This window comes from Phycisphaerae bacterium (assembly GCA_018003015.1).
Taxonomy (GTDB): domain Bacteria; phylum Planctomycetota; class Phycisphaerae; order UBA1845; family PWPN01; genus JAGNEZ01.
This window is the reverse complement of sequence record JAGNEZ010000005.1, coordinates 106,175-125,641: the sequence shown is the minus strand read 5'-3', so window position 1 is coordinate 125,641 and position 19,467 is coordinate 106,175. Positions and strand designations below refer to the sequence as shown.

At 64.4% G+C, this 19,467-nt stretch carries 14 protein-coding genes; 10 read left to right on the top strand and 4 right to left on the bottom strand.

Features of this window, described 5'->3' with window-relative positions; translation table 11 throughout:
* The first annotated feature begins 128 nt into the window (after positions 1-128).
* The 6 genes from KA354_03915 (at position 129) to KA354_03890 (ending at position 6,212) form a co-directional block, all read left to right on the top strand.
* Positions 129-386 carry a hypothetical protein gene (locus KA354_03915; GenBank protein MBP7933774.1) on the top strand — a complete coding sequence of 86 codons (258 nt, stop codon included), beginning with the start codon at positions 129-131 and terminating at the stop codon, positions 384-386.
* Positions 387-1,004: 618 nt separating this feature from the next.
* Complete coding sequence (locus tag KA354_03910) at positions 1,005-2,267, top strand: Gfo/Idh/MocA family oxidoreductase (protein ID MBP7933773.1); 1,263 nt, start codon at positions 1,005-1,007, stop codon at positions 2,265-2,267.
* A gap of 411 nt (positions 2,268-2,678) precedes the next feature.
* Positions 2,679-3,326, top strand: a complete 648-nt coding sequence (locus KA354_03905; GenBank protein MBP7933772.1) for a PEP-CTERM sorting domain-containing protein — start codon at positions 2,679-2,681, stop codon at positions 3,324-3,326.
* Between the two features lie 504 nt (positions 3,327-3,830).
* Positions 3,831-4,439 (top strand): RNA polymerase sigma factor, encoded by a 609-nt coding sequence (locus tag KA354_03900; protein ID MBP7933771.1) that lies wholly within the window; start codon positions 3,831-3,833, stop codon positions 4,437-4,439.
* Positions 4,426-5,085, top strand: a complete 660-nt coding sequence (locus tag KA354_03895) for a zf-HC2 domain-containing protein (protein ID MBP7933770.1) — start codon at positions 4,426-4,428, stop codon at positions 5,083-5,085. Before KA354_03900 ends, KA354_03895 begins: the two co-directional genes overlap by 14 nt.
* A complete protein-coding gene (locus KA354_03890) occupies positions 5,082-6,212 on the top strand; it encodes a hypothetical protein (GenBank protein MBP7933769.1) in 1,131 nt (376 codons plus the stop codon). The genes KA354_03895 and KA354_03890 overlap by 4 nt, the downstream gene beginning before the upstream one ends.
* Positions 6,213-6,305: 93 nt before the next feature.
* On the opposite strand, the gene KA354_03885 is transcribed toward KA354_03890, so the two are convergent.
* Positions 6,306-6,500, bottom strand: coding sequence for a hypothetical protein (locus KA354_03885; protein MBP7933768.1), 195 nt, complete (start codon positions 6,498-6,500; stop codon positions 6,306-6,308).
* A 15-nt stretch (positions 6,501-6,515) separates the two neighbouring features.
* Here KA354_03885 and KA354_03880 point away from each other — a divergent pair, with 15 nt between their 5' ends.
* Positions 6,516-7,778, top strand: coding sequence for a Gfo/Idh/MocA family oxidoreductase (locus KA354_03880; GenBank protein MBP7933767.1), 1,263 nt, complete (start codon positions 6,516-6,518; stop codon positions 7,776-7,778).
* Positions 7,779-7,984: 206 nt separating this feature from the next.
* The gene (locus tag KA354_03875) at positions 7,985-9,292 is read left to right on the top strand and encodes a Gfo/Idh/MocA family oxidoreductase (GenBank protein ID MBP7933766.1); all 1,308 of its coding nucleotides are present in this window, start codon (positions 7,985-7,987) and stop codon (positions 9,290-9,292) included.
* Here KA354_03875 and KA354_03870 read toward each other — a convergent pair whose 3' ends face one another.
* Positions 9,293-11,128 (bottom strand): homoserine O-acetyltransferase, encoded by a 1,836-nt coding sequence (locus KA354_03870; protein MBP7933765.1) that lies wholly within the window; start codon positions 11,126-11,128, stop codon positions 9,293-9,295.
* A gap of 169 nt (positions 11,129-11,297) precedes the next feature.
* A complete protein-coding gene (locus KA354_03865) occupies positions 11,298-12,602 on the bottom strand; it encodes a PLP-dependent transferase (protein ID MBP7933764.1) in 1,305 nt (434 codons plus the stop codon).
* Between the two features lie 233 nt (positions 12,603-12,835).
* Between KA354_03865 and KA354_03860 the strand changes: the two genes are divergently transcribed.
* Positions 12,836-13,384 carry a transcriptional repressor gene (locus tag KA354_03860; GenBank protein ID MBP7933763.1) on the top strand — a complete coding sequence of 183 codons (549 nt, stop codon included), beginning with the start codon at positions 12,836-12,838 and terminating at the stop codon, positions 13,382-13,384.
* Complete coding sequence (locus KA354_03855) at positions 13,381-14,838, top strand: catalase (protein ID MBP7933762.1); 1,458 nt, start codon at positions 13,381-13,383, stop codon at positions 14,836-14,838. The genes KA354_03860 and KA354_03855 overlap by 4 nt, the downstream gene beginning before the upstream one ends.
* A 7-nt stretch (positions 14,839-14,845) precedes the next feature.
* On the opposite strand, the gene KA354_03850 is transcribed toward KA354_03855, so the two are convergent.
* A complete protein-coding gene (locus KA354_03850) occupies positions 14,846-19,243 on the bottom strand; it encodes a DUF11 domain-containing protein (protein ID MBP7933761.1) in 4,398 nt (1,465 codons plus the stop codon).
* Between the last annotated feature and the right edge of the window lie 224 nt (positions 19,244-19,467).

Sequence of the window (19,467 nt, the reverse complement as noted above, 5' to 3'; positions counted from 1 at the left end):
TATGAGCCAGGCCGCCGCCCAGGTCCCCTTCACCGTGTTCTACATGGTCTTCCCCGCGACGTTGATCGTCTCCGGCACGTTGCTGGGCCGGCTTGGCCCGCGCCGCGGCGCGATCATCGGCGGTTGGCTTGGGATGCCTGGCCTTGGGCGCGGGCTTCAACTACGGCGGCGTGCTGGCGTTGTACGCATCCTCCGTGGCATGTCACTGGGGCCCCGAACAGGTCGGCCCGGTCTACGGCTGGCTGTTCTCGGCCAATATCCCCGCGTCCATCGCCCCGATGCTGGCCGGCGTGGCATTCGACCAGACGAAGAGCTTCACCATCCCACTGCTCGCCGTCGGCGTTCTCCTTGCCGTCACCGCCGGCGCAGTGCATACCCAACGTTGATGCGTCCAGGATAGGTGATCGACGACAGCACCAACCGAGGAGAGATGATGAATCCCAGGGTGTTCGACTCATCCCTTTCGGTTGAGAGAGGAGCTTCCTGGCGATCCTGCGTCGGGCCGGATCGGCTGATCCGGCCGCACTCCATATTTCCTTCGCCGGGCTCGGCCCCAGGGGCAGCCGCCAAAGGTCACGAGCAGCTCAATCTTCTGGAGCATTCGCGCGAACGGATTGCCCCTTCTGGCCCGCGTGCAGATCGGACAAACCGTCTCGCAGAAGTCGGGGTCGAACATGCCGTACTCCTCCATGACAGGCAGGCCTACGTGCTTTGACCGTGGGATTGTAGCATCTGCCGCCGCCGCGGGAACCCGAGACTCCGCATTCGATGCGGTGGCGACAACCAGCTGGGCAGGCGGTTCCCGCCGAAGGCGAGGTTCGCCGCCGTGTCTGCAGCCATCGATCCCCCGGGAGTGGCATGCGAAGCCCACTTGACGATAGAATCGGCTTACACAGTGACGGCCGGCGGGCGGCCGCACGAGAAACACCTGGTGCTTCGGCTCGGAAGGTGGGAGACGACTGGTCGGGGCACATCTGTCTGAAAAACGCAGAGAGGAGTCCGAAATGAACCGCGTTCGAGCCAGTCGCCGTACATTCCTTCAAGCGACCGCCGGTGCAGGCTTGGCCGCCGTGGCCGCATCACGGGTCAGCGCCAGGACCATCGGGGCCAACGACAAGATCGGCATCGGCTTCATCGGCGTCGGCGGTCGCGGCATGGGGCATGTTCACACGTGCAAGACCCTCCTGGACGCAGGCGAGAACATTGCCCTGGTGGCGGCCTGCGACGCTTTCGGCCCGCGGCGCGAGGAGGCCGCCAAGAAGTTCAACATGAAGCCCTACCGCAAGCATCAGGACCTCCTCGCTGACAAGGACGTGAACGTCGTCCTGATCGCCTCGCCCGACCGCAACCACGTGCCTCAGGCCATCGACGCCATCCGGGCCGGCAAGGACGTCTACTGCGAGAAGCCCATGGGCCATTGGACCCAGCTCAGCCTCAGCAAAACCTTCTTCGAGGAGACCCGAAAACTCAACCGCGTGGTTCAGATCGGCAACCAGGGTAACTCCAACCCACTGTGGCGCAAGCTCGGCGAAATCATCCAGAAGGGCAGCATCGGCAAGCCACAGCTCGTCAACGTCGGCTTCTTCCGCCTGGGCGACTGGGGCGAGCGGATGCCCATCCCAGACCCCAACGCCAAGCCCGGCGACCAGCTCGACTGGGAGGCCTTCCTGGGCGACGCCCCCAAGGTGCCCTTCACCGTCGATCGCTTCTTCAGCTGGCGCAAGTACCTCGACTACGCCGGCGGTCCCTGCACCGACCTGTTCCCTCACGTCTACACGCCCTTCGTCATCGCCCTCGGCCTGGGTATCCCCCAGTACACCGTGGCCACCGGCGGCATCTTCAAGTACACCAACTACGACCGCGAGGTGCCGGACACCTTCTCGCTGTCCATGGACTACGACGCTCCGCAACCCTGCACCGTCAACATCAGTTGCACCCTGGCCAACGACTTCATGACCCCGCCGACCATCCGCGGCGACGAAGGAACGATCACCCTCAAGAACGTCACTTGGGAGGCCGGCTGCGAGGCCATTAACGTGACCCCAGTTGGCAAGTCCCAGGGTGAGGTCATCCCCGGCAGCAAGGGCGACAGCACCAAGGCCCACTGGGTCGACTTCCTCAAGTGCGTGCGCTCCCGCGAACGGCCGGTGGCCGACGTCGAGTTCGGCTACCGCGTCCAGGCCGCCCTCTGCATGGGCATGCTCGCTTGGAAGGAACGAAAGGTCGCCCGCTTCGACAAGGCCAAGCAGGACATGACCCTGGGATAGCCCCCAGGCGGCCGGCATGCTCCATGTCCGCCATCGTCGAAATCGAGCGGGCCCCGAGGCGGTCCACTGCCGGGAGACATGAGAATCCCAATCCTGCGGCGGGGTCCCTCTGCTGGACGATCGGCGGGCTGTTCTCGGCCACCGCCGCCGAGGTCCGCCTCACGCCCCTCGTCCGTACACGCGCCACCGCAGCCTCAAACCGCGATGGCGTCCTGCTTGCTCCGCGGCTTGGCGATCGACCGAAAGAGGATCCGATGCCCTGGTAGGGGGTGAATACCCTATGCCATGGGCACGGCGCGGAGCCACTTTGGCATGGACGGCCTGAGCCACTATACTGGATAGGTCACTTCGCTCCTGCTGAAGCGGAAGGCCAGAACTTCCCCCTGTCTACGAAGGGAGGAAAGGGAAAGCATGAAACGACTTCTTTCGGTTGTGGCTGTAGTGAGCCTGTGGGCGATGGCTGTCCCCACCCGGGCTGACTTGGCGTTCACGTTCGACAGCGGCGTTGACGGGTTCACCAACGTCGCCTGGTCGGCCGCCGGGCCGACCGGTTGGCCTGACGCCGCCGCCGTGAAGGCAACGAGCGCCTCCGGCGGCTGGACCATGGGCGGCACCGGCCCCTTCAAGCCGTTCCCCTACAACACCGGCGAGCAGCTGGCCATGCAGGCCCTGGCTAACGTCGCCACCGCTCGCTTGGACTTCGATGTGATTCTGGACGGTACGAGCTTCCCGGTCGGCGCAGCAGGCTGGTATCAGGTCCACCTGGCCGGCAACAGCGACGGTACCTCCGGCTGGACTCAGCAGAAGGTGGTCGACGGCTGGCACAACGCTGACGATGCCACCCTCCTTGTCACCCACGTTGACCTACCGATCGCGAAGGTGGGTTGGCAAGCGGGCGACACCTGGTTCCAACTCTACTTCGGCACCAACTCGGACGCCGCTTTCCCGGTTGGCTTCTACCTGGACAATGTCACCATCACGGTGCCGGAGCCGGCCAGCGCCTCGCTCCTGCTCGGCGGTTTGGGGGTCGTGGTCTTCCGCCGTGGACGGATCTCGTGACCTGACCGGTTCGTCCACTCGGTCCTCACCGCGGCTACGACTCTCAAAGAGTCCCGAGCGAGTCTCTTCTCTTCCACCGGTTCGGGGGCCTCCAGCAGGCTTCCTCCCTGTTCTCATCGGGGGAACCGTATTGCACCCCGCCGTTTCCAGCGAGGTCGGTTTCGCGAGAGACGGCCTTTGGCCAGGGGCCCTGCCTGGAGGTACGATCCGCAACCCGGCCTGAAACCTGCACAAGCCCTGCTCCTCCTGGCGGCCTTCCGGCCACCATCCGGGACACCCGTCGTGTTATTCCCTGAAAGGCCGGTTTGCCCCCCACACCCAACGATCAGCCACGATTGGCTTCGTTTGGCGCAAAAGTTTGTGCGTGCCTCAACCGGTTTCCGGGCCGCCCGGCGGTGAGAATCCGCTTCACACTGCACCCCGGATTAAGGTTGACCCATACAAGTTGACGGATTCTGTGAAACGAACCGCCCGCTCAAGACAATCCAGTTACGAGTAGTCCGCGTGAAACCTGCTTCGGACCATTCGCGGGTGAACGAGACCCGCCCAGACGTGTCTCCTACCGCTGGACGACCCTCCGGCGGTCCGACCGCGAGCTCTCACCGGGCCAGGTTTCAGCGATGGACTGAGATTCTCCGGCCACGGCTGGTGCGTCTGGCCTGCCGCTATGTGTGGAACGTCCATGACGCCGAAGAAATCGTCCAGGATGCCATGACTCTGGCCTGGCGCGAAGTGGGCGCGAAGATGCCCGAAACGGAGCTGCCGGACACATGGCTGGTTCGCGCGACGGTCAATCTGTCGCTCAACCGTCTCCGGCGTTCTCGGACCGGCCCGCTACCGCCGGGCGAGACGGCGACCGCGGCGATGGCTGCCTACGCGCGGCCGGAGATGGATGAGCTGATGCAACGCGTCCGCCTGGCGGTTCGCGAACTGCCCGACCGCCAGCAGGCCGCCATCGTGCTGCGGGATATCGAGGGGCTTCCATACGAGCAGATCGGCACGGTTCTGGAGATGTCACCGGGCGCGACACGGGTCCTGGTGCATCGGGCACGCGAGGCCGTCCGGCGCATCCTGCTGGCTCGCTGGCCGGACAGCTTCGATGCCAATCGATGAGACGGAAGGCAAGAACATGAACTGCTCACAGGCACGACAAGCCATCCCCGTCGATCTCGACGGCGAGTTGAACTCCTTAGAGGAACACGCGCTCCGGGAGCATCTGGCCGGTTGCCTCGCTTGCCGTGGAATCCTCCGGCAGCACCAGGCCATTCATGACACCATGGCCCGTCTGGCGGCCTTGCCGTGTGACTCCGACGAGGTGGCCGCAACCCCCGCTTCCCCGTCCGCCGGGCAGGAGCGGCCTGCGGCGGTGCCGGCGGTGCGACGATGCCGACGGTGGCGAGTGTCGGTCGCCGCGGCCGCCGCACTGATCCTCTTCATCTGTGGTTGGTGGATCACGGCGCAAATGCGTTCTGATGTCTCTCGCCATCCCGGAGCAGCTGCTCACTCGCCCGAGTCGCAGGCCGAGGCGGCTGCTGGCAGTCTCGTGTCCTCGCAGCAGGGGAGGGTGGAAGCCGACTCCGATCCCCGCCCGGTCGTCCGCGTCGAGTTCGGCCGTTCAGCCGACGTGATCGCGCTTCCGCAGCCCACGCGTAATCCGAATATCACCGTCTTCTGGATCTACCCGGCCGTCAAGACCGCCCAAGCCCCGCCACGGTCGGCCGTCGAACCTCAACCCAATCAGGAAGGAGCACAATCGTGAAGTCCAGATTTGTGGCCCAGCTGTCGTTTGCCCTCGTGTTTGTCGCCCTCTTGGCTGTGCCCGGTTTCGCTCAACAGCTTGGGCCCGCCCCGACGCCGGTGGCGCCGCCCCAGGCCGTTCCCGCTCCCAAACCACCATCTGTGCCGGCTCCCCCGGCGCCCCCGCCAGCAGCAGGCCAGCCCCTCGCCGTCCCTTCAGGAATGGCCCCCGCACCACTCGGCGGCGACGGGCCACTCATGGTGCGAATCTACCCACTCAGACACGCGAAGGCAGAAGATGTCGCCAAGACGATCACCATAACCTCCTTTGGACGGAGCCCGCTGATGGTTGTCCCGGACTCACGCACGAATGCCGTGATCCTGAACGCCCCGGCGGACCGACTCGAGGTTGTCGAGGAACTCATCAAGGAACTCGATAAGCCTGTACAGGAAGCGGCCGCAGACCGCCTTTGTCAGGTTCTCGCGTTGAAGAACGCCCGGGCGGAGGAACTCGTCAAGGTGCTGCAAGGGATGGTGCCCGAAGCCACCTTCTCCGCCGATCGGGTGTCGAACAAGCTCCTGTTTTCCGGCAACGCCGCTGCCCAGGCCCTCGTTCAGCAGATTGTCACCCAACTGGATCGAGAGCGACCCGCGGAGGGGCCTCAGCAGGGTCGCAAGGTTCGCGTGGTGTGGCTGGTCAGTAACTCCGAACTGCCCCCTCCGCCGCCGGACATGAACGACGTGGTCGATGAACTGGCGTCCATGGGCATCACCCATCTGGGCCTGGCCGCCCAAAGCATGGTCCAGGCCGTTTCGAGCGGGAAGTTCTCCATCCAGTGCAGCCCGGCGGCCTTCGCCGGCTGTCGGCTCCGAATCGAAGGGGTGCTCCAGGAATCGAAGAACGAGCTACCCCGCATCGAGCTGACGCTGAACGCCACCGGGGCTCTTCCGATGCCGTTGTCAGCCACGCTGCCGCCACCGCCGCCTTCGCCCGGGCCGATGCCGTCGCCCGCATCCGCCCAGTTGGCCTCGATCACCACCACCGTCATGGCAGAGGCGGGCCACAAGGTCGTGCTGGGCGTGGCCCCCATCGAAAAGTACACTTCCGTCTTCGTCATCCAGATTCTGCCCGGCTCGTCGGTCAAATGATGGTCGCGAGGGCTCGCTCGAGGTGCAACCCCGGGTTGACGCGAAAAAGGGTGACGGCCACCTATCTTCCGCCGCAAACCCGGGGTCAATCGCTCACCCATGATCACCATCCTCAAGACCCTCACCGTCGGGACTTGCCGGCGGGTGACCGATCTCGTACTCTGGTCTCAGCCCGTCCCCGGCTCCGGGCAGGGGAGTGCCCGTCCGGAGTTCCTGCGGTCGCAGGAAGCGGATGACCAGATCGGCACTGGTCGGGACTCGGGTGGACCCGTTCATCGTACTACGCATGCAGGAGGTTCCGACATGAGCAAGCATTCAGTCAGCCGGTTGTCCCGGCGCCAGTTCGTCCAGACGGCCGCGGTTGCGGCGGCGGCCACCAGCGCGTTCCCCCATTTCGCCCGCGCCGCCGATGCCGATCTGCCCATCAAGGTCGGCCTGATCGGGGCCGGCGGCCGCGGCACCGGTGCCGCTCATAACGTTCTGGCGGCGGCCAAGGGCGTCCAGATCGTGGCGATCGCGGACATCGCCAAGGACCGCCTCGAGAACGCCAAGAAGGACCTGCGCGGCAAGAACCAGGATATCAACGACGAACACTGCTTCCTGGGAATGGATGCATACAAGAAGCTGCTTGCCCTGGACAACGTGAACTACGTCATTCTCGCGACCCCGCCGTACTATCGCCCCGAGCATCTCGAGGCGTCGGTCAAGGCCGGTAAGCACGTCTTCACCGAGAAGCCGGTCGCGGTCGATCCGGTGGGCATCCGGCGATTCATCGCCGCCGGCAAGGAGGCAGCCTCTAAGAAGCTCTCGATCGTCGCCGGCACCCAGCGGCGTCACCAGGCCGGTTACGTCGAGACCATCAAGAGGATCCACGACGGGGCCCTGGGCAAAATCGTGGCCGGGCAATGCTACTGGAACATGGGCATGCTCTGGTATAATAAGAAGGCTCAGGGCTGGAGCGACATGGAGTGGATGCACCGCGACTGGGTGAACTGGACCTGGCTCTCGGGCGACCACATCGTCGAACAGCACGTGCACAACATCGATGTGATTAACTGGGCACTGAAGACCCTGCCTACCAAGGCGGTGGCGATGGGCAGCCGTCATCGCCGCGTGACCGGCGACCAGTATGACAACTTCTCGGTCGATTTCTTCTACCCCGGTGACAAGGAACACCCGGAGATCCACGTGCTCAGCCAGTGCCGCCAGATCAACGGCTGCGCCAATGACGTGTCCGAACGCGTCATCGGCACGAAGGGCATCTCCAACTGCAACGGCTGGATCAGCAACGTCGGCAAGATCGAGTCCCAGGGCAAGGATCCTTACGTCCAGGAACACACCGACCTGATCGCCGCGATCCGCCAGGGCGAACCAATCAACGAGGCCGAGCAGGTCGCCCATTCGACGATGTGCGCCATCATGGCCCGCATGTCAGCCTACACCGGCAAAGCAGTGACCTGGAGTGATGCCATGAAGTCCGATCTGCAACTGGCTCCGCCGGAAAGCCCGCTGACTCCCGAGTATGTCAGGTCGCTCATCGCCGTGCCGGGCGACGAGGAAAAGTGAGGCCGGCGGCCAGACGGCACCCCTGGACGTGCCCGTGAGAGGCCTATACCGGCAAAAGGAGTCAAACGGGCCCGGCCGAAGAGGCGTCTTCCGCCGGGCCCGGGTTCTTCGGTAGAGCCGGCGCCTCAGAGCGTGGCCGTCGGTCACCGTCGATTCCTTGGAGCCGGCCGGAAACGAAAAGCGGAGAGCGTCTCATGTCCGATCGAATGAGTCGAGGTGCGTTGACAGGCGGCTGGAGCAGGGCGGCGATCGTGGGGACTGCGGCCGGCGTTTCGGTGCCAAGGCTCCGGGCCGCCGAGCCGGGCAGGACCCTGAAGATCGGCCTGATCGGCAGCGGTGCCCGCGGGACCGGTGCCGCCCTGGACGCCATGAACGCGGATCCGAACGTCCGGGTCGTGGCCTTGGCCGACCTGTTCCCCGACCGGATTGCACGCTGTCGCGAGCAGCTCCTTGCCCGGACATCCATCGAGGACAAGCACTGCTTCGTGGGCCTCGACGCCTTCAGCAAAGTGCTCGAGCTCGACGTGGATTACGTGATCCTGGCGACCCCGCCTCACTTCAGGCCCGATCACCTGGAGGCTGCCGTCCAGGCGGGCAAGCACGTGTTCATGGAGAAGCCGGCCGCCGTGGATCCGGTCGGGATCCGCAAGGTGCTTGCCGCCGGCGAAAAGGCCGCGGGGAAGGGGCTCGCCATCGTGGCCGGCACCCAGCGGCGCCACCACAAGGGCTACATCGAGACCGTCAGGCGGATTCACGACGGGGCCATCGGCCGGATCCTGGCCGCCCAATGCTACTGGAACCAGGAAGGCCCTCGAAACGAGGCCCGGTTCCTGGAAAACCGAACCGGGCGGTCCGACTTCGAATGGATGGTCCGCGGCTGGTACCGCTGGCGATGGCTGTCCGGCGACCACATCGTCGAGCAGCATGTTCACAATATCGACGTGATCAACTGGGTGCTGGGAACCCATCCGACCCGGGTAGTGGCCATGGGTTCCCGCCACCGGCGACTCAGCGGCGACCAGTACGACTGGTTCGCGGCCGACTTCGTCTACCCGGGCGACAAGACCCACCAGGAAATCCGCGTGCTCAGCCAGTGCCGGCAAATCACCGGCTGCGCCAAGGACATATCCGAACGCGTGATCGGCGAGACCGGCGTCTCGAACTGCAACGGCTGGATCAGCACGGTGGGCAAGCTCGACGTCAAGTCTCCTCCGGAGTACGTTCAGGAGCACGCCGATTTGATTGCCGCCATCCGCGCGGGCAAGCCGATCAACGAGGCCCGAAACATCGCCGAGTCCACGCTATGCGGCATCATGGCCCGCATGTCGGCCTATACCGGCAAGGCGGTCACTTGGGACCAGGCGATAAAGTCCGACGAGAAGCTGTCGCCGCCCGATGTCAAACTCACCCCGGAGAACCTCAAGAGCCTCATCCCCGTTCCCGGCGCCGAGGCCGGCCCGCCCAGGGGCGGCAGGGCTCCCGCTGCGGCAAGGAAGAAGGGCGGGGCCAGCTGATCACCTGCCCTTGCGGCTGATGACGAAGATGGCTTCGGCCGCTCGCAGGCTGGGCAGGAACGCGATCGGCTGCCGACGACCTTCGAGCAGGGCGATCTTGCGGTGGATGCGGATCCGGTGTTCCCGGCAGTATGCCTCGAAGTCGCGGATCGTCAGACAACGGACATTTGGTGTGTTGTACCACCAGAAGGGCAGGCTCTCGGTCACCGGCGTCCGCCCGGTGAGCAGCATTTGCAGCATGGGCTTCCAGTAAACCAGGTTGGGGAAGCTGACAATCCCGTGCCGGCCGATCCGCAGCATCTGGTCGAGGACCACGTCCGGTCGCCGCAGGGTCTGCAGGGTTTGCGACAGGACCACGTAGTCGTAGCTCCGGTCGGGAAAGCAGGAGAGCTCGGTCTCGACGTCGAGGTCGACGACCGGGATGCCGCGTTCGACGCACTGGCAGATCGAGTCCTGGACCACCTCGACGCCCAGCCCGCGAACTCGTTCTCGCTGCATCAGCCGGCTGAGCAGAAGCCCGCGCCCGCAGCCGAGATCCAGCACGCTGGAGTCCGGAGTGATCAGATCCTCGATCCGGTCGTAGTCGATCCGCTGGCGGTGCCAGGCGGTCTTGATGGCTGGCGTCTGGAGGTAGGGCTGAAGATCGTCGCCTCGGTCGAGGACCGGCCGGCCGCTGGCCGCCGCCAGGACGCCGCTGATCAGGCGACCGAGAACGTTGGGCTCGAGCAGGAAAGCGTCGTGGCCGTAGGCCGAGTTGATCTCGGAGTAGGAGACGGTCTTGCCGTTGGCCAGCAGGGCGTCCACGATCATCCGCGACTGCTGCGGGGTGTAAAGCCAGTCGCCCGAGAGGCTGATAACCAGCACGCTGGCCTGGACGTTCTCGAAAGCCTTGACCAGTGAACCGCACCGTCCGCCGAGATCGTAGTAGTCCAGGGCCTTGGTGATGTACAGGTAACTGTTGGCGTCGAAGCGCTGGACGAACGCGCGGCCCTGGTAGTCCAGGTAGGTCTCGACAGAGAACTCATTGGTGAAGTCGTAGCTGTACTTCTCCGCACGGCGGAGTTGCCGCCCGAACTTCTCGTGCATGCCCTGCTCGGACAGGTAGGTGATATGCCCAACCATGCGGGCGATGGCCAGGCCATCCTCTGGCGGGGCGCCACCGTGATATTGGCCGTTCCTGAAGTTCGGGTCGGCCAAGATCGCGCTGCGCCCGACAGCGTCGAAGGCGATGCACTGAGCGCTCTGTCGCGGCGTGGTGGCGACGGGGATCGCCGCCTTGACGAGGTCCGGGTAGCGGACCATCCATTCCAGTACCAGCATGCCGCCCATCGAGCCGCCAATGACGGCCAGGAGCCGCCTGATGCCCAGGTGGTCGACCAAGGCCTTCTGAACCTTGACCATGTCCTCGATGGTGATGACCGGGAAATCGAGACCCCAGGGCTTGCCGGTTTCCGGATTGGTGCTCGACGGGCCAGTGGTTCCCCTGCAGCCGCCCAGCGTGTTGGCGCAGATCACGAAGTACTTGTCGGTATCGATGCCCTTGCCCGGCCCGACCATGTTCTCCCACCAGCCGGCCTTGCGGTCCTCGATGCTGTGGTAGCCGGCCACGTGAGCGTCACCGGAGAGGGCGTGGAAGATGAGGACCGCGTTGCCGTGGTCTTCGTCGAGCGTCCCACAGGTTTCATAGGTGACCTGGATCGGGCCCAGCTCCCGTCCGCACTCCAACTGCAGCAGATGGGGCGGCTCGAACAGCGTCACCGTCCGTGGCTGGACGATGCCGACCGAACCCCGCAGCTTGGGGTGTCCCTCCAGGTTGTCGCTCATGACTTCACTCATGGCTCGTTCGTCCGGCCGCTCATCAAGCCGCGCCGGCGATTCCGGCGACGACTCGTCTCACCGGTGTGATAGTACGTTCATGGTACAAACGCAAAGCCGCGTGCAGCCCCGCCAGGCAGAACGCCGGAGTCCGGTCCCGGGGTTCGCCGTGAATGTCCTGTCCGCGGGCTTACTTCTGCGAGGCCGCCAGGGCCTGGTCAAAGTCAGCGATGATGTCCTCAATGTCCTCGATCCCGATCGACAGCCGCACGTACTCGGGGACCACGCCGGTGGCGGCCTGTTCGTGCGGGCTGAGCTGCGAATGCGTGGTGCTGGCCGGGTGGATGCACAGGCTCTTGGCATCGCCGATATTGGCCAGATGGGACAGCAGCTTGACTGAGTTGATGAACTTCTTGCCCGCCTCGGTGCCGCCCTTGATGCCGAAGCCGACCATCGCTCCCGCTCCACGTGGAAGGTACTTCTTGGCATTGGCATGGCAGGGATGCTCGGGCATGCCCGGGTAATTCACCCATGAGACGGCCTGGTGTGCCTGGAGGTATTGGGCGACTTTCAGGGCATTCTCGCAGTGCCGGGGCATCCGCACGTGCAGCGTCTCGATGCCCTGCAGGAACAGGAAGGCGGCGAAGGGGCTGAGGCAACTGCCCATGTCGCGCAGGACATGGGTCCGGCACTTGGTGATGTACGCGATGTTGCCGATCGGTTTGAGGGCTTCGGCGAAGACCACGCCGTGGTAGGACGGGTCCGGTTCGGTGAACTCCGGCCATTTCTTCCGATCGGCGGTCCAATCGAACTTGCCCGAGTCCACGATCGCTCCGCCGACGTGCAAGCCGTGGCCACCCAGGAACTTGGTCAGGCTGTAGACGGTGATGTCGATCCCGTGCTCGAACGGCCGGAGCAAGTAGGGGGTCATGACCGTGTTGTCACAGATCACGGGTAGTCCGCACTGGTGAGCGACCCGGGCGACCTCGGCGAAATCAGCCACGTCATTCTTGGGATTGCCCAGCGACTCCAGGTAGACGGCCCGGGTGTGCCTGTCGGCCAACTGCCTGATGTCGGCCGGCTTGAGCGGATCGAAGAACTTGACGTTGATGCCCAGCTTGGGAAAGGTCTGGGTGAACAGGGTCCAGGTTCCGCCGTAGAGGCTGGTCGCGCTGAGGATGTTCTGTGCCGCACGGCAGATGTTGAAGATAGCGACGTAGATGGCCGACTGCCCGCTGGACAAGGTCAGCGCCCCGACGCCGCCGTCCAGGGCCGCCAGCCGCTTCTCAAGTACATCGTTGGTCGGGTTCATGAGCCGGCTGTAGATGTTGCCGAACTCTTTAAGACCGAAGAGGTTAGCCGCGTGGTCGCTGTCACGGAACACGTAGCTGCTGGTCGCGTAGATCGGCACAGCCCGGGCGGTGGTGGTGGGATCCGGCTCCTGGCCGGCGTGCAGGCAGCGGGTACCTATTCCCTTGAGCGGTTTGTCTGACATCATCGCTCCTCGCAGTGACCCAAGCCAGGATCACGTCCTCAGCAGGACGGGTCCTGATGAATGACGACTATTGTAGGCGACATTATTGGAGCGGGCAAGCGGGGTGGAGGTGGTCCGGGAGGAAGGTTGGCGAGTGTTCTCTTGGGCGAACGGGAAGGTCAATTCTCCCTCGCCGGTGGCCAAGACGGAGCCAGCGTGCTAATCTAATGCAGTTGTGATTAATTACCATCCGAGTGTGCGGGAGTCGTCCGTTGGATGAGACATGGACAGATCGTCTACGGCGGGTTTGCCGCGAGCGAGGCCTGCCTCTGACGGTGCATCGTCGGGCAGTGTTTGAAGCGATTCGCGGGCGCGAGGATCATCCCACGGCCGACCAGGTCTACTCCGCGGTACAGGCTCGGTTGCCGGGAGTCTCGCGGACTTCCGTCTATCGCATCCTGGAGATGCTGGTGGCTACGGGCATGGTGACCAAGGTGTGTCATCCGGGTTCCGCCGCCCGGTTCGATCCGAAGACACATCAGCATCATCATCTCGTATGCCTGTCCTGTGAGCGCATCATCGATGTGGAGGATCCGCGGTTGAATTGCGTTCCCCTGCCCGATGTCCGCGGCCACGGGTTTTTGATTGACGACTACCACGTTCACTTTCGCGGAACGTGTGCCGACTGTCTGAGGAAGCGGGCGGCTAGGGTCCGCACGAGTCGGCCGGTCGGTCGGCCGAAGGCGGGTCAGCGGATGATTTCCCGGAAGACTGGCGAAACCAAGAAAAGGAGAAACCGATGAACGAGAAGAAGCTCACGACCAATGCTGGAGCACCGGTCCCCGACAATCAGAATGTCATGACCGCGGGGCCGCGCGGTCCCATGTTGCTCCAGGATGTCTGGTACCTGGAGAAACTCGCTCACTTCGATCGTGAGGTCATTCCGGAGCGGCGGATGCACGCCAAGGGTTCCGGGGCGTACGGGAGCTTCACGGTGACGCACGACATTACTCGCTACACGAAAGCGAAGATCTTCTCGCAGGTCGGGAAGAAGACTGATCTGTTTGTTCGGTTCTCCACGGTCGCCGGGGAGCGCGGAGCGGCGGACGCCGAGCGCGATATCCGCGGTTTCGCGGTCAAGTTCTACACCGAGCAGGGGAATTGGGATCTGGTGGGCAACAATACGCCCGTCTTCTTCTTGCGAGATCCGCTCAAGTTCCCGGATCTCAATCACGCCGTGAAGCGTGACCCGCGCACGAACCTGCGCAGCGCCTTGAATAACTGGGACTTCTGGACCTCGCTTCCGGAAGCGCTGCACCAGGTGACGGTCGTGATGAGTGACCGGGGGATCCCGGCAACTTACCGGCATATGCACGGCTTTGGCAGTCACACGTTCAGCATGATCAACGTGAAGAACGAGCGTTTCTGGGTCAAGTTCCATCTGAGGACACAGCAGGGGATCAAGAACCTGACGGACGAGGAGGCCGAGAGGATCATCGGGAAGTGCCGCGAGAGCCATCAGCGCGATCTGTACGAGAGTATCGAGAAGGGCGACTTCCCTCGCTGGACGATGTTCATTCAGGTCATGCCCGAACTGGATGCCGAGAACCTGCCTTACCACCCGTTTGACCTCACCAAGGTGTGGTACCACAAGGACTATCCACTGGTAGAGGTGGGCGTGCTGGAGTTGAATCGCAACCCGGACAACTACTTCGCCGAGGTCGAGCAGGCGGCCTTCAACCCGGCCAACATTGTGCCCGGCATCGGTTTCTCGCCGGACAAGATGCTGCAGGGGCGTCTGTTCTCTTATGGTGATGCCCAGCGCTACCGATTGGGCGTGAATCACCATCTGATTCCGGTCAATGCGTCGCGGTGCCCGTTCCACAGTTACCACCGCGACGGGGCGATGCGTGTGGATGGCAATTACGGTAGTACGCGCGGCTACGAGCCGAACAGTTACGGCGACTGGCAACAGCAGCCGGAGTTTGCCGAGCCGCCGCTGAAGATCAACGGCAATGCCGATCACTGGGATTACCGCGAGGACGATGACGACTACTACACCCAGCCGGGCAAGTTGTTTCGCCTGATGAAGCCGGACGAACAAGCGAGGCTCTTCGCGAACACCGCTCGAGCCATGGGTGATGCACCGAAGATGATCAAGGTGCGTCACATCGTCAACTGCCTGAAAGCTGATCCCGCGTATGGCAAGGGGGTGGCAGATGCGCTGGGGATTCCGATGAGCGAGATACCCAAGTAGCCTGGGTTCAAGGCCTTTGAAGGCGTGATGTTCGGAACGTCCGGCGATGTGCTTCGCCCGCCTCCTGACGACGGGCTGAACGGCTGGGTGGCGAACAGGTCCTGAGGCTGGAGTACCTGGCGACCCAGGCCGTGAGGCAGGCGAGTAACGGCAGGGTTCCGGTTGCCCCGCAGGTCAACGGTGCCGGCAAGTTGCCGGCGGTTGAGGAGTCCTCGCGAGCCGTGATCTGGGCTGGAGCACTAAGCACAAGCTCGGTGTGTTGAGCGCTCCATGCGCCCGCGGATACGGCGATCTGGCCAGCCGCGGTCACTCGGAGGACGAGTTCGACTTCGACTCGTTCACCTGGAGTCAGATCGTCCAGGTTAACATAGAGTGTCCCAGACTGGAGGTCGCCGAGCACGGTCGGCACGGCGGTATTCTCGATGAGTCGGGCGGACACGTATTCGGTCCTGGGCGGAATGGGAATGATCACCGTCACCTGGTGAGCGCGGGCTGTTCCCGCGTTCTGCACCGTGATCAGGAGCCGCAGTTCCTGGCCTACTGTCACGGGCCCGTTCGGGTTTCCCTCGGCTGCGGCGGCTTCCACGACCAAGCCGGGAACGACTTCGGATGGTGTCGTCGTGAAGGTCAGGGCCTCGCCGTAGGACGTTCCTGCCGGGTTCTCGGCGAACGCCCGGACATGGTAGACGGTATCGGGGCTGAGGCCGGTGAGGCTAAGGGCGAACGGTCCGGTGGTCGTGTCGTCGACCGTCTTGCTGTATGCGGTCGTGGGCTCGTCCGCCTTGTTCCACCAGACGCCTCGGGCGCTGAGTTCGGCCCCGCCGTTGGCGGTCACGTGGCCGCCGCAAGTGGCCGTTGTGGCGGTCACGTTGGTGACTGCGGTGGTGGTCACGGTAGGTGCAGTGGTGGCGGTCACGAAATCGACCTGTTCACCGTAGCCGGTACTCTGGGCGTTGGTGGCATAGGCGCGGGCGTAGTAGACGACGCCGGGACTCAGATCGGTGAGACTGCTGATGAACACTCCGGTACCGGCGCCGTCGGTTGTTTTGCGGTCAGCGGTGGTGGGGTTGCCGGTCGTGTTCCAGCACACGCCGCGGGTGGTGACCTCGGCCAGACCATCGGCGGTGACATTGCCGCCGCACATGGCCGTGGTGGAGGTGACGCCCATGACTTCTGAGGTGACGACGGTCGGGGACACCATGCCGGTTCGGAATTCGACATTCGAGCCGAAGCTGATGCCTCGGGCATTGGTGGCGTACGCCCGGACGAGGTAGAGGGTATTGGGGCTCAAGTCGACGAGGGTGACGGTGAAGGCACCGATGCCGGTGCTGTCGACGGTCTTGGTATGTGCCGTGGTTGGGTCGTCGGCCTTGCTCCAGGATACGCCTCGAGCGGCGACTTGGGTTCCCCCGTCGGAGACCACGTTTCCGCCGCAGCATGCCTGAGTGGCGGATACTCCGGTGACCGCGGCGGTGGCGACGGTGGGCGGGACACTGCCGGTGGTGAAATGAACGGTGTCGCCGTAGCCGGTGCTCTGGGCATTGGCTGCGTAGGCGCGGACGTAGTAGCCGACGCCCGGGCTGAGGTCGGTGAGACTGCTGACGAACGTGCCGAGCCCCGCTCCGTCTGCGGTCTTGTTGTCCGCGGTTGTCGGGTTTCCGGTCGTGTTCCAGCAGACTCCCCGGGTGGCGATGGCGGCCATGCCGTCGTCGGTGACTGCGCCTCCGCAGATGGCCGTTGTCGAGGTCACCCCCATGACCGCGGACGTGGTCACGGTTGGCGGTGCGGCGCTGGTCAGGAACTCGACGTCGTGGCCGTAGTTGGCGCCGAGCGCGTTGATGGCGTAGGCGCGTACGTGGTAGGTGGTGTTGGGATTGAGGCTGGCGATGCTGACGGAGAAGGTCCCGGCTCCCGTGCCGTTGACCGTGTTACTGTCTGCGGTCGTCGGGTTTCCCGTTGTGTTCCAGCACACCCCGCGTTCGGTGACTTCGAGTCCGCCGTCCGAGGTGACGTTGCCGCCGCATGACACCGTGGTTGCCGTGACGTCGGTGACTCCCGCGGTGGTCACGGTTGGCAGGGTGGTTCCGGTCGTGAATTGGACGTCATCGCCATAGCTCGTGCCGCGTGCGTTGGTGGCGTAGGCTCTCACGTGATAGGTGATTCCTGGAGTCAGGCTGGTGAGGCTGCTCACGAATGCACCCAAGCCGGCGCCGTCCGTGGTCGAGTTGTCGGCGGTGGTGGGATTTCCGCTCGTGTTCCAGCAGACGCCGCGGGCATCTATGGCGAGGCCTCCGTCCCCGGTCACGTTGCCTCCGCAGGTGCTGGTGTCTGCGGTGACGTTGGTCACCGCCGCGGTGGTCACCGCCGGTGGGCCGGTGTCGGTGGTGAATGCGACCTCGGTTCCGTAACTCGTGCCCTGCGAATTGGTGGCATAGGCTCGGGCGTAGTGGGTGAGGTTGGGGTTCAGGCCGGTGAGGCTGCTGACAAACGCCCCGGTGCCGGCACCGTCGGTTGTGAAGCTGTCCGCGGTGGTCGGGTTGCCGGTCGTGTTCCAGCATACCCCCCTGGCCGTGACCGCAACACCGCCGTCTGCGGTGACAACGCCGCCGCAGGTGGCGGTGGTTGAGCCGACGTTCGTGACCGCAGCGGTATTCACTGTGGACGGCACTGGGTTGGCTGTGAACTCCACCTCCGCGCCGTAGCTGGTGCCCTGTACATTGGTGGCGTAGGCGCGGACGTGGTAGGTCGCTCCCGGGTTGAGGCTGGTGAGTGTGCTCGCGAAGACCCCCGTGCCTGTGCCATCCATGGTCTTGTTGTCTGTGGTGGTTGGCGTACCGGTGGTGTTCCAACATACGCCGCGGGCGAAGACGGTGGCTCCGCCGTCCGAGGCGACCTCGCCGCCGCAGACTGCCGTTGTGGCTCCGATATCGGTGACGGCGGCGGTTGTGACTGTGGGCGGATAGGCGAGTGTGGCGACGTTGGCCGGGTTTTCGGTGGCGGCCCCGAGCAGGTAATCCTGCTTACCCACCGAGCCGGTGTATTCGCAGACCATGACGCGATAGGCTGCGGCCGGCGTCAGGCCGGTGACAGTGACGTTCGCTCCGGAACCGACGTAGAGGCAGAACCAACCGGTCGTTCCGATCTGCATGCCGTTCCCGAATGTGGTGCTCGCCGCATAGGTCGTGTTGTCCGCGGGCGCCGCTTCGCCGGAGGAAGCCTGGCTCATGAACACCGCGCAGGCGCTGCCGTCGCCGCGGGTCCAGCTCACGTTCATTTGAGTCGCGGTGATGCCGCTGAGGGTGACGTTGGACGCCTGGATTGTGGGGGGCCAGATGTAGCGGAGAACGACGGCCTTGCTGGCGAGTGCGGAATCGCGATAGGCGATGTACGGCTCGCCGTTGAAGAAGGCGATCGCTCCGTAGTAGCGAGCGCCGGTGGAGAAGCCCGCCGGGCCGACGGTCTGCCAGTTCCCGCCGGTGTAGCGCATGACGGTGGCCCTGCTGCCGTTTGTGGCGTCCTGGTAGAGCACGTACGGCTCGCCGTTGTAGAGGGCGATGGACTCGTAGGCGGCGACCCCGGCGGAGAAGCCTGCGGATCCGACGGTCTGCCAGCTTCCGCCGGTATAGTGCATCACCGTGGCCCGGGTGCCGTTCCCGGCATCCTGGTAGGCCACGTACGGTTCGCCGTTGTCGAAAGCCAGGGACAGATGGGTGGCCGTCCCCGCGGAGAAGCCCGCCGATCCGACGGTCTGCCAGCTTCCGCCGGTGAATCGTCTGACGGTGGCTCTGCTGCCGTTGGAGCTGTCTTGGTAGGCGACGTAGGCTTCGCCGTTGTCGAAGGCAAGGGTGACGTAGTTCGAAGTGCTGGGTGAGGCTCCGGTCCCGCCGACGGTCTGCCAAGCCCCGCCGGTGTAGCGTTTCACGAGGGTTCGGTTGGATGTGCCGGCGTCTCGGTAGGCCACGTAGGGTTCGCCGTTGTGGATGGCAAGCGATGTGTAGGTAGCGGTTCCGGCCGAGATTCCGGCGGTGCCGACCAGTTGCCAGCTTCCCCCGCTGTAACACATGACCGTGGCTTTGCTGCTGACGGTGGCATCCTGAAAGGCCACGTAAGGTTCTTCGCCGTTAAAGGCCAGCGAGAGATATGCAGCGGTCCCGGCCGAGAAGCCGGCGGTGCCGACGACCTGCCAGCTCCCGCCCGTGTAGCGCATGACCGTCGCCTTGTTGGTCTGGGAGGCGTCTTGAAAGGCGACGTACGGCTCGCCGTTGCAGAAGGTGAAGGACTCGTAGTTGGCTGTGCTGCTGGAGAAGCCGGGTGTCCCGACAGGCTCCCAGCCCGCTTGCGCGGGAGGGGCGAGGAGCAGGCTGGAGGCGAGAAGCGTGCATGCGAAACGGATAAGCCGTGCCATCACTGTTCCTTGAGCGGCAACCGCCCACGGGTGAGCCTTGGGCGGAACCAGGCTTCTCATTGGGTCCCGGAGGTTGTAGTTGGGTGGCGACCCCCGTAAGTCGCGCTTTACCAAGCGGATGCCGAACCGGGCAGCTGCTGACTGAGCCCGCGAGTTTGGCTGGCCGCCTTGAGATACAGGCCCGTTATCGACAGGAAACTACCCCAAGATGAGGAGTCTGCAGA

Bases quoted from the DNA above. Each gene is read 5' to 3' on its own strand.
- KA354_03910 (MBP7933773.1), top strand. From the start codon at position 1,005: ATGAACCGCGTTCGAGCCAGTCGCCGTACATTCCTTCAAGCGACCGCC.
- KA354_03905 (MBP7933772.1), top strand. From the start codon at position 2,679: ATGAAACGACTTCTTTCGGTTGTGGCTGTAGTGAGCCTGTGGGCGATG.
- KA354_03895 (MBP7933770.1), top strand. From the start codon at position 4,426: ATGCCAATCGATGAGACGGAAGGCAAGAACATGAACTGCTCACAGGCA.
- KA354_03885 (MBP7933768.1), bottom strand. From the start codon at position 6,500: ATGCGTAGTACGATGAACGGGTCCACCCGAGTCCCGACCAGTGCCGAT.
- KA354_03880 (MBP7933767.1), top strand. From the start codon at position 6,516: ATGAGCAAGCATTCAGTCAGCCGGTTGTCCCGGCGCCAGTTCGTCCAG.
- KA354_03875 (MBP7933766.1), top strand. From the start codon at position 7,985: ATGAGTCGAGGTGCGTTGACAGGCGGCTGGAGCAGGGCGGCGATCGTG.
- KA354_03870 (MBP7933765.1), bottom strand. From the start codon at position 11,128: ATGAGTGAAGTCATGAGCGACAACCTGGAGGGACACCCCAAGCTGCGG.
- KA354_03865 (MBP7933764.1), bottom strand. From the start codon at position 12,602: ATGTCAGACAAACCGCTCAAGGGAATAGGTACCCGCTGCCTGCACGCC.
- KA354_03855 (MBP7933762.1), top strand. From the start codon at position 13,381: ATGAACGAGAAGAAGCTCACGACCAATGCTGGAGCACCGGTCCCCGAC.
- KA354_03850 (MBP7933761.1), bottom strand. From the start codon at position 19,243: ATGGCACGGCTTATCCGTTTCGCATGCACGCTTCTCGCCTCCAGCCTG.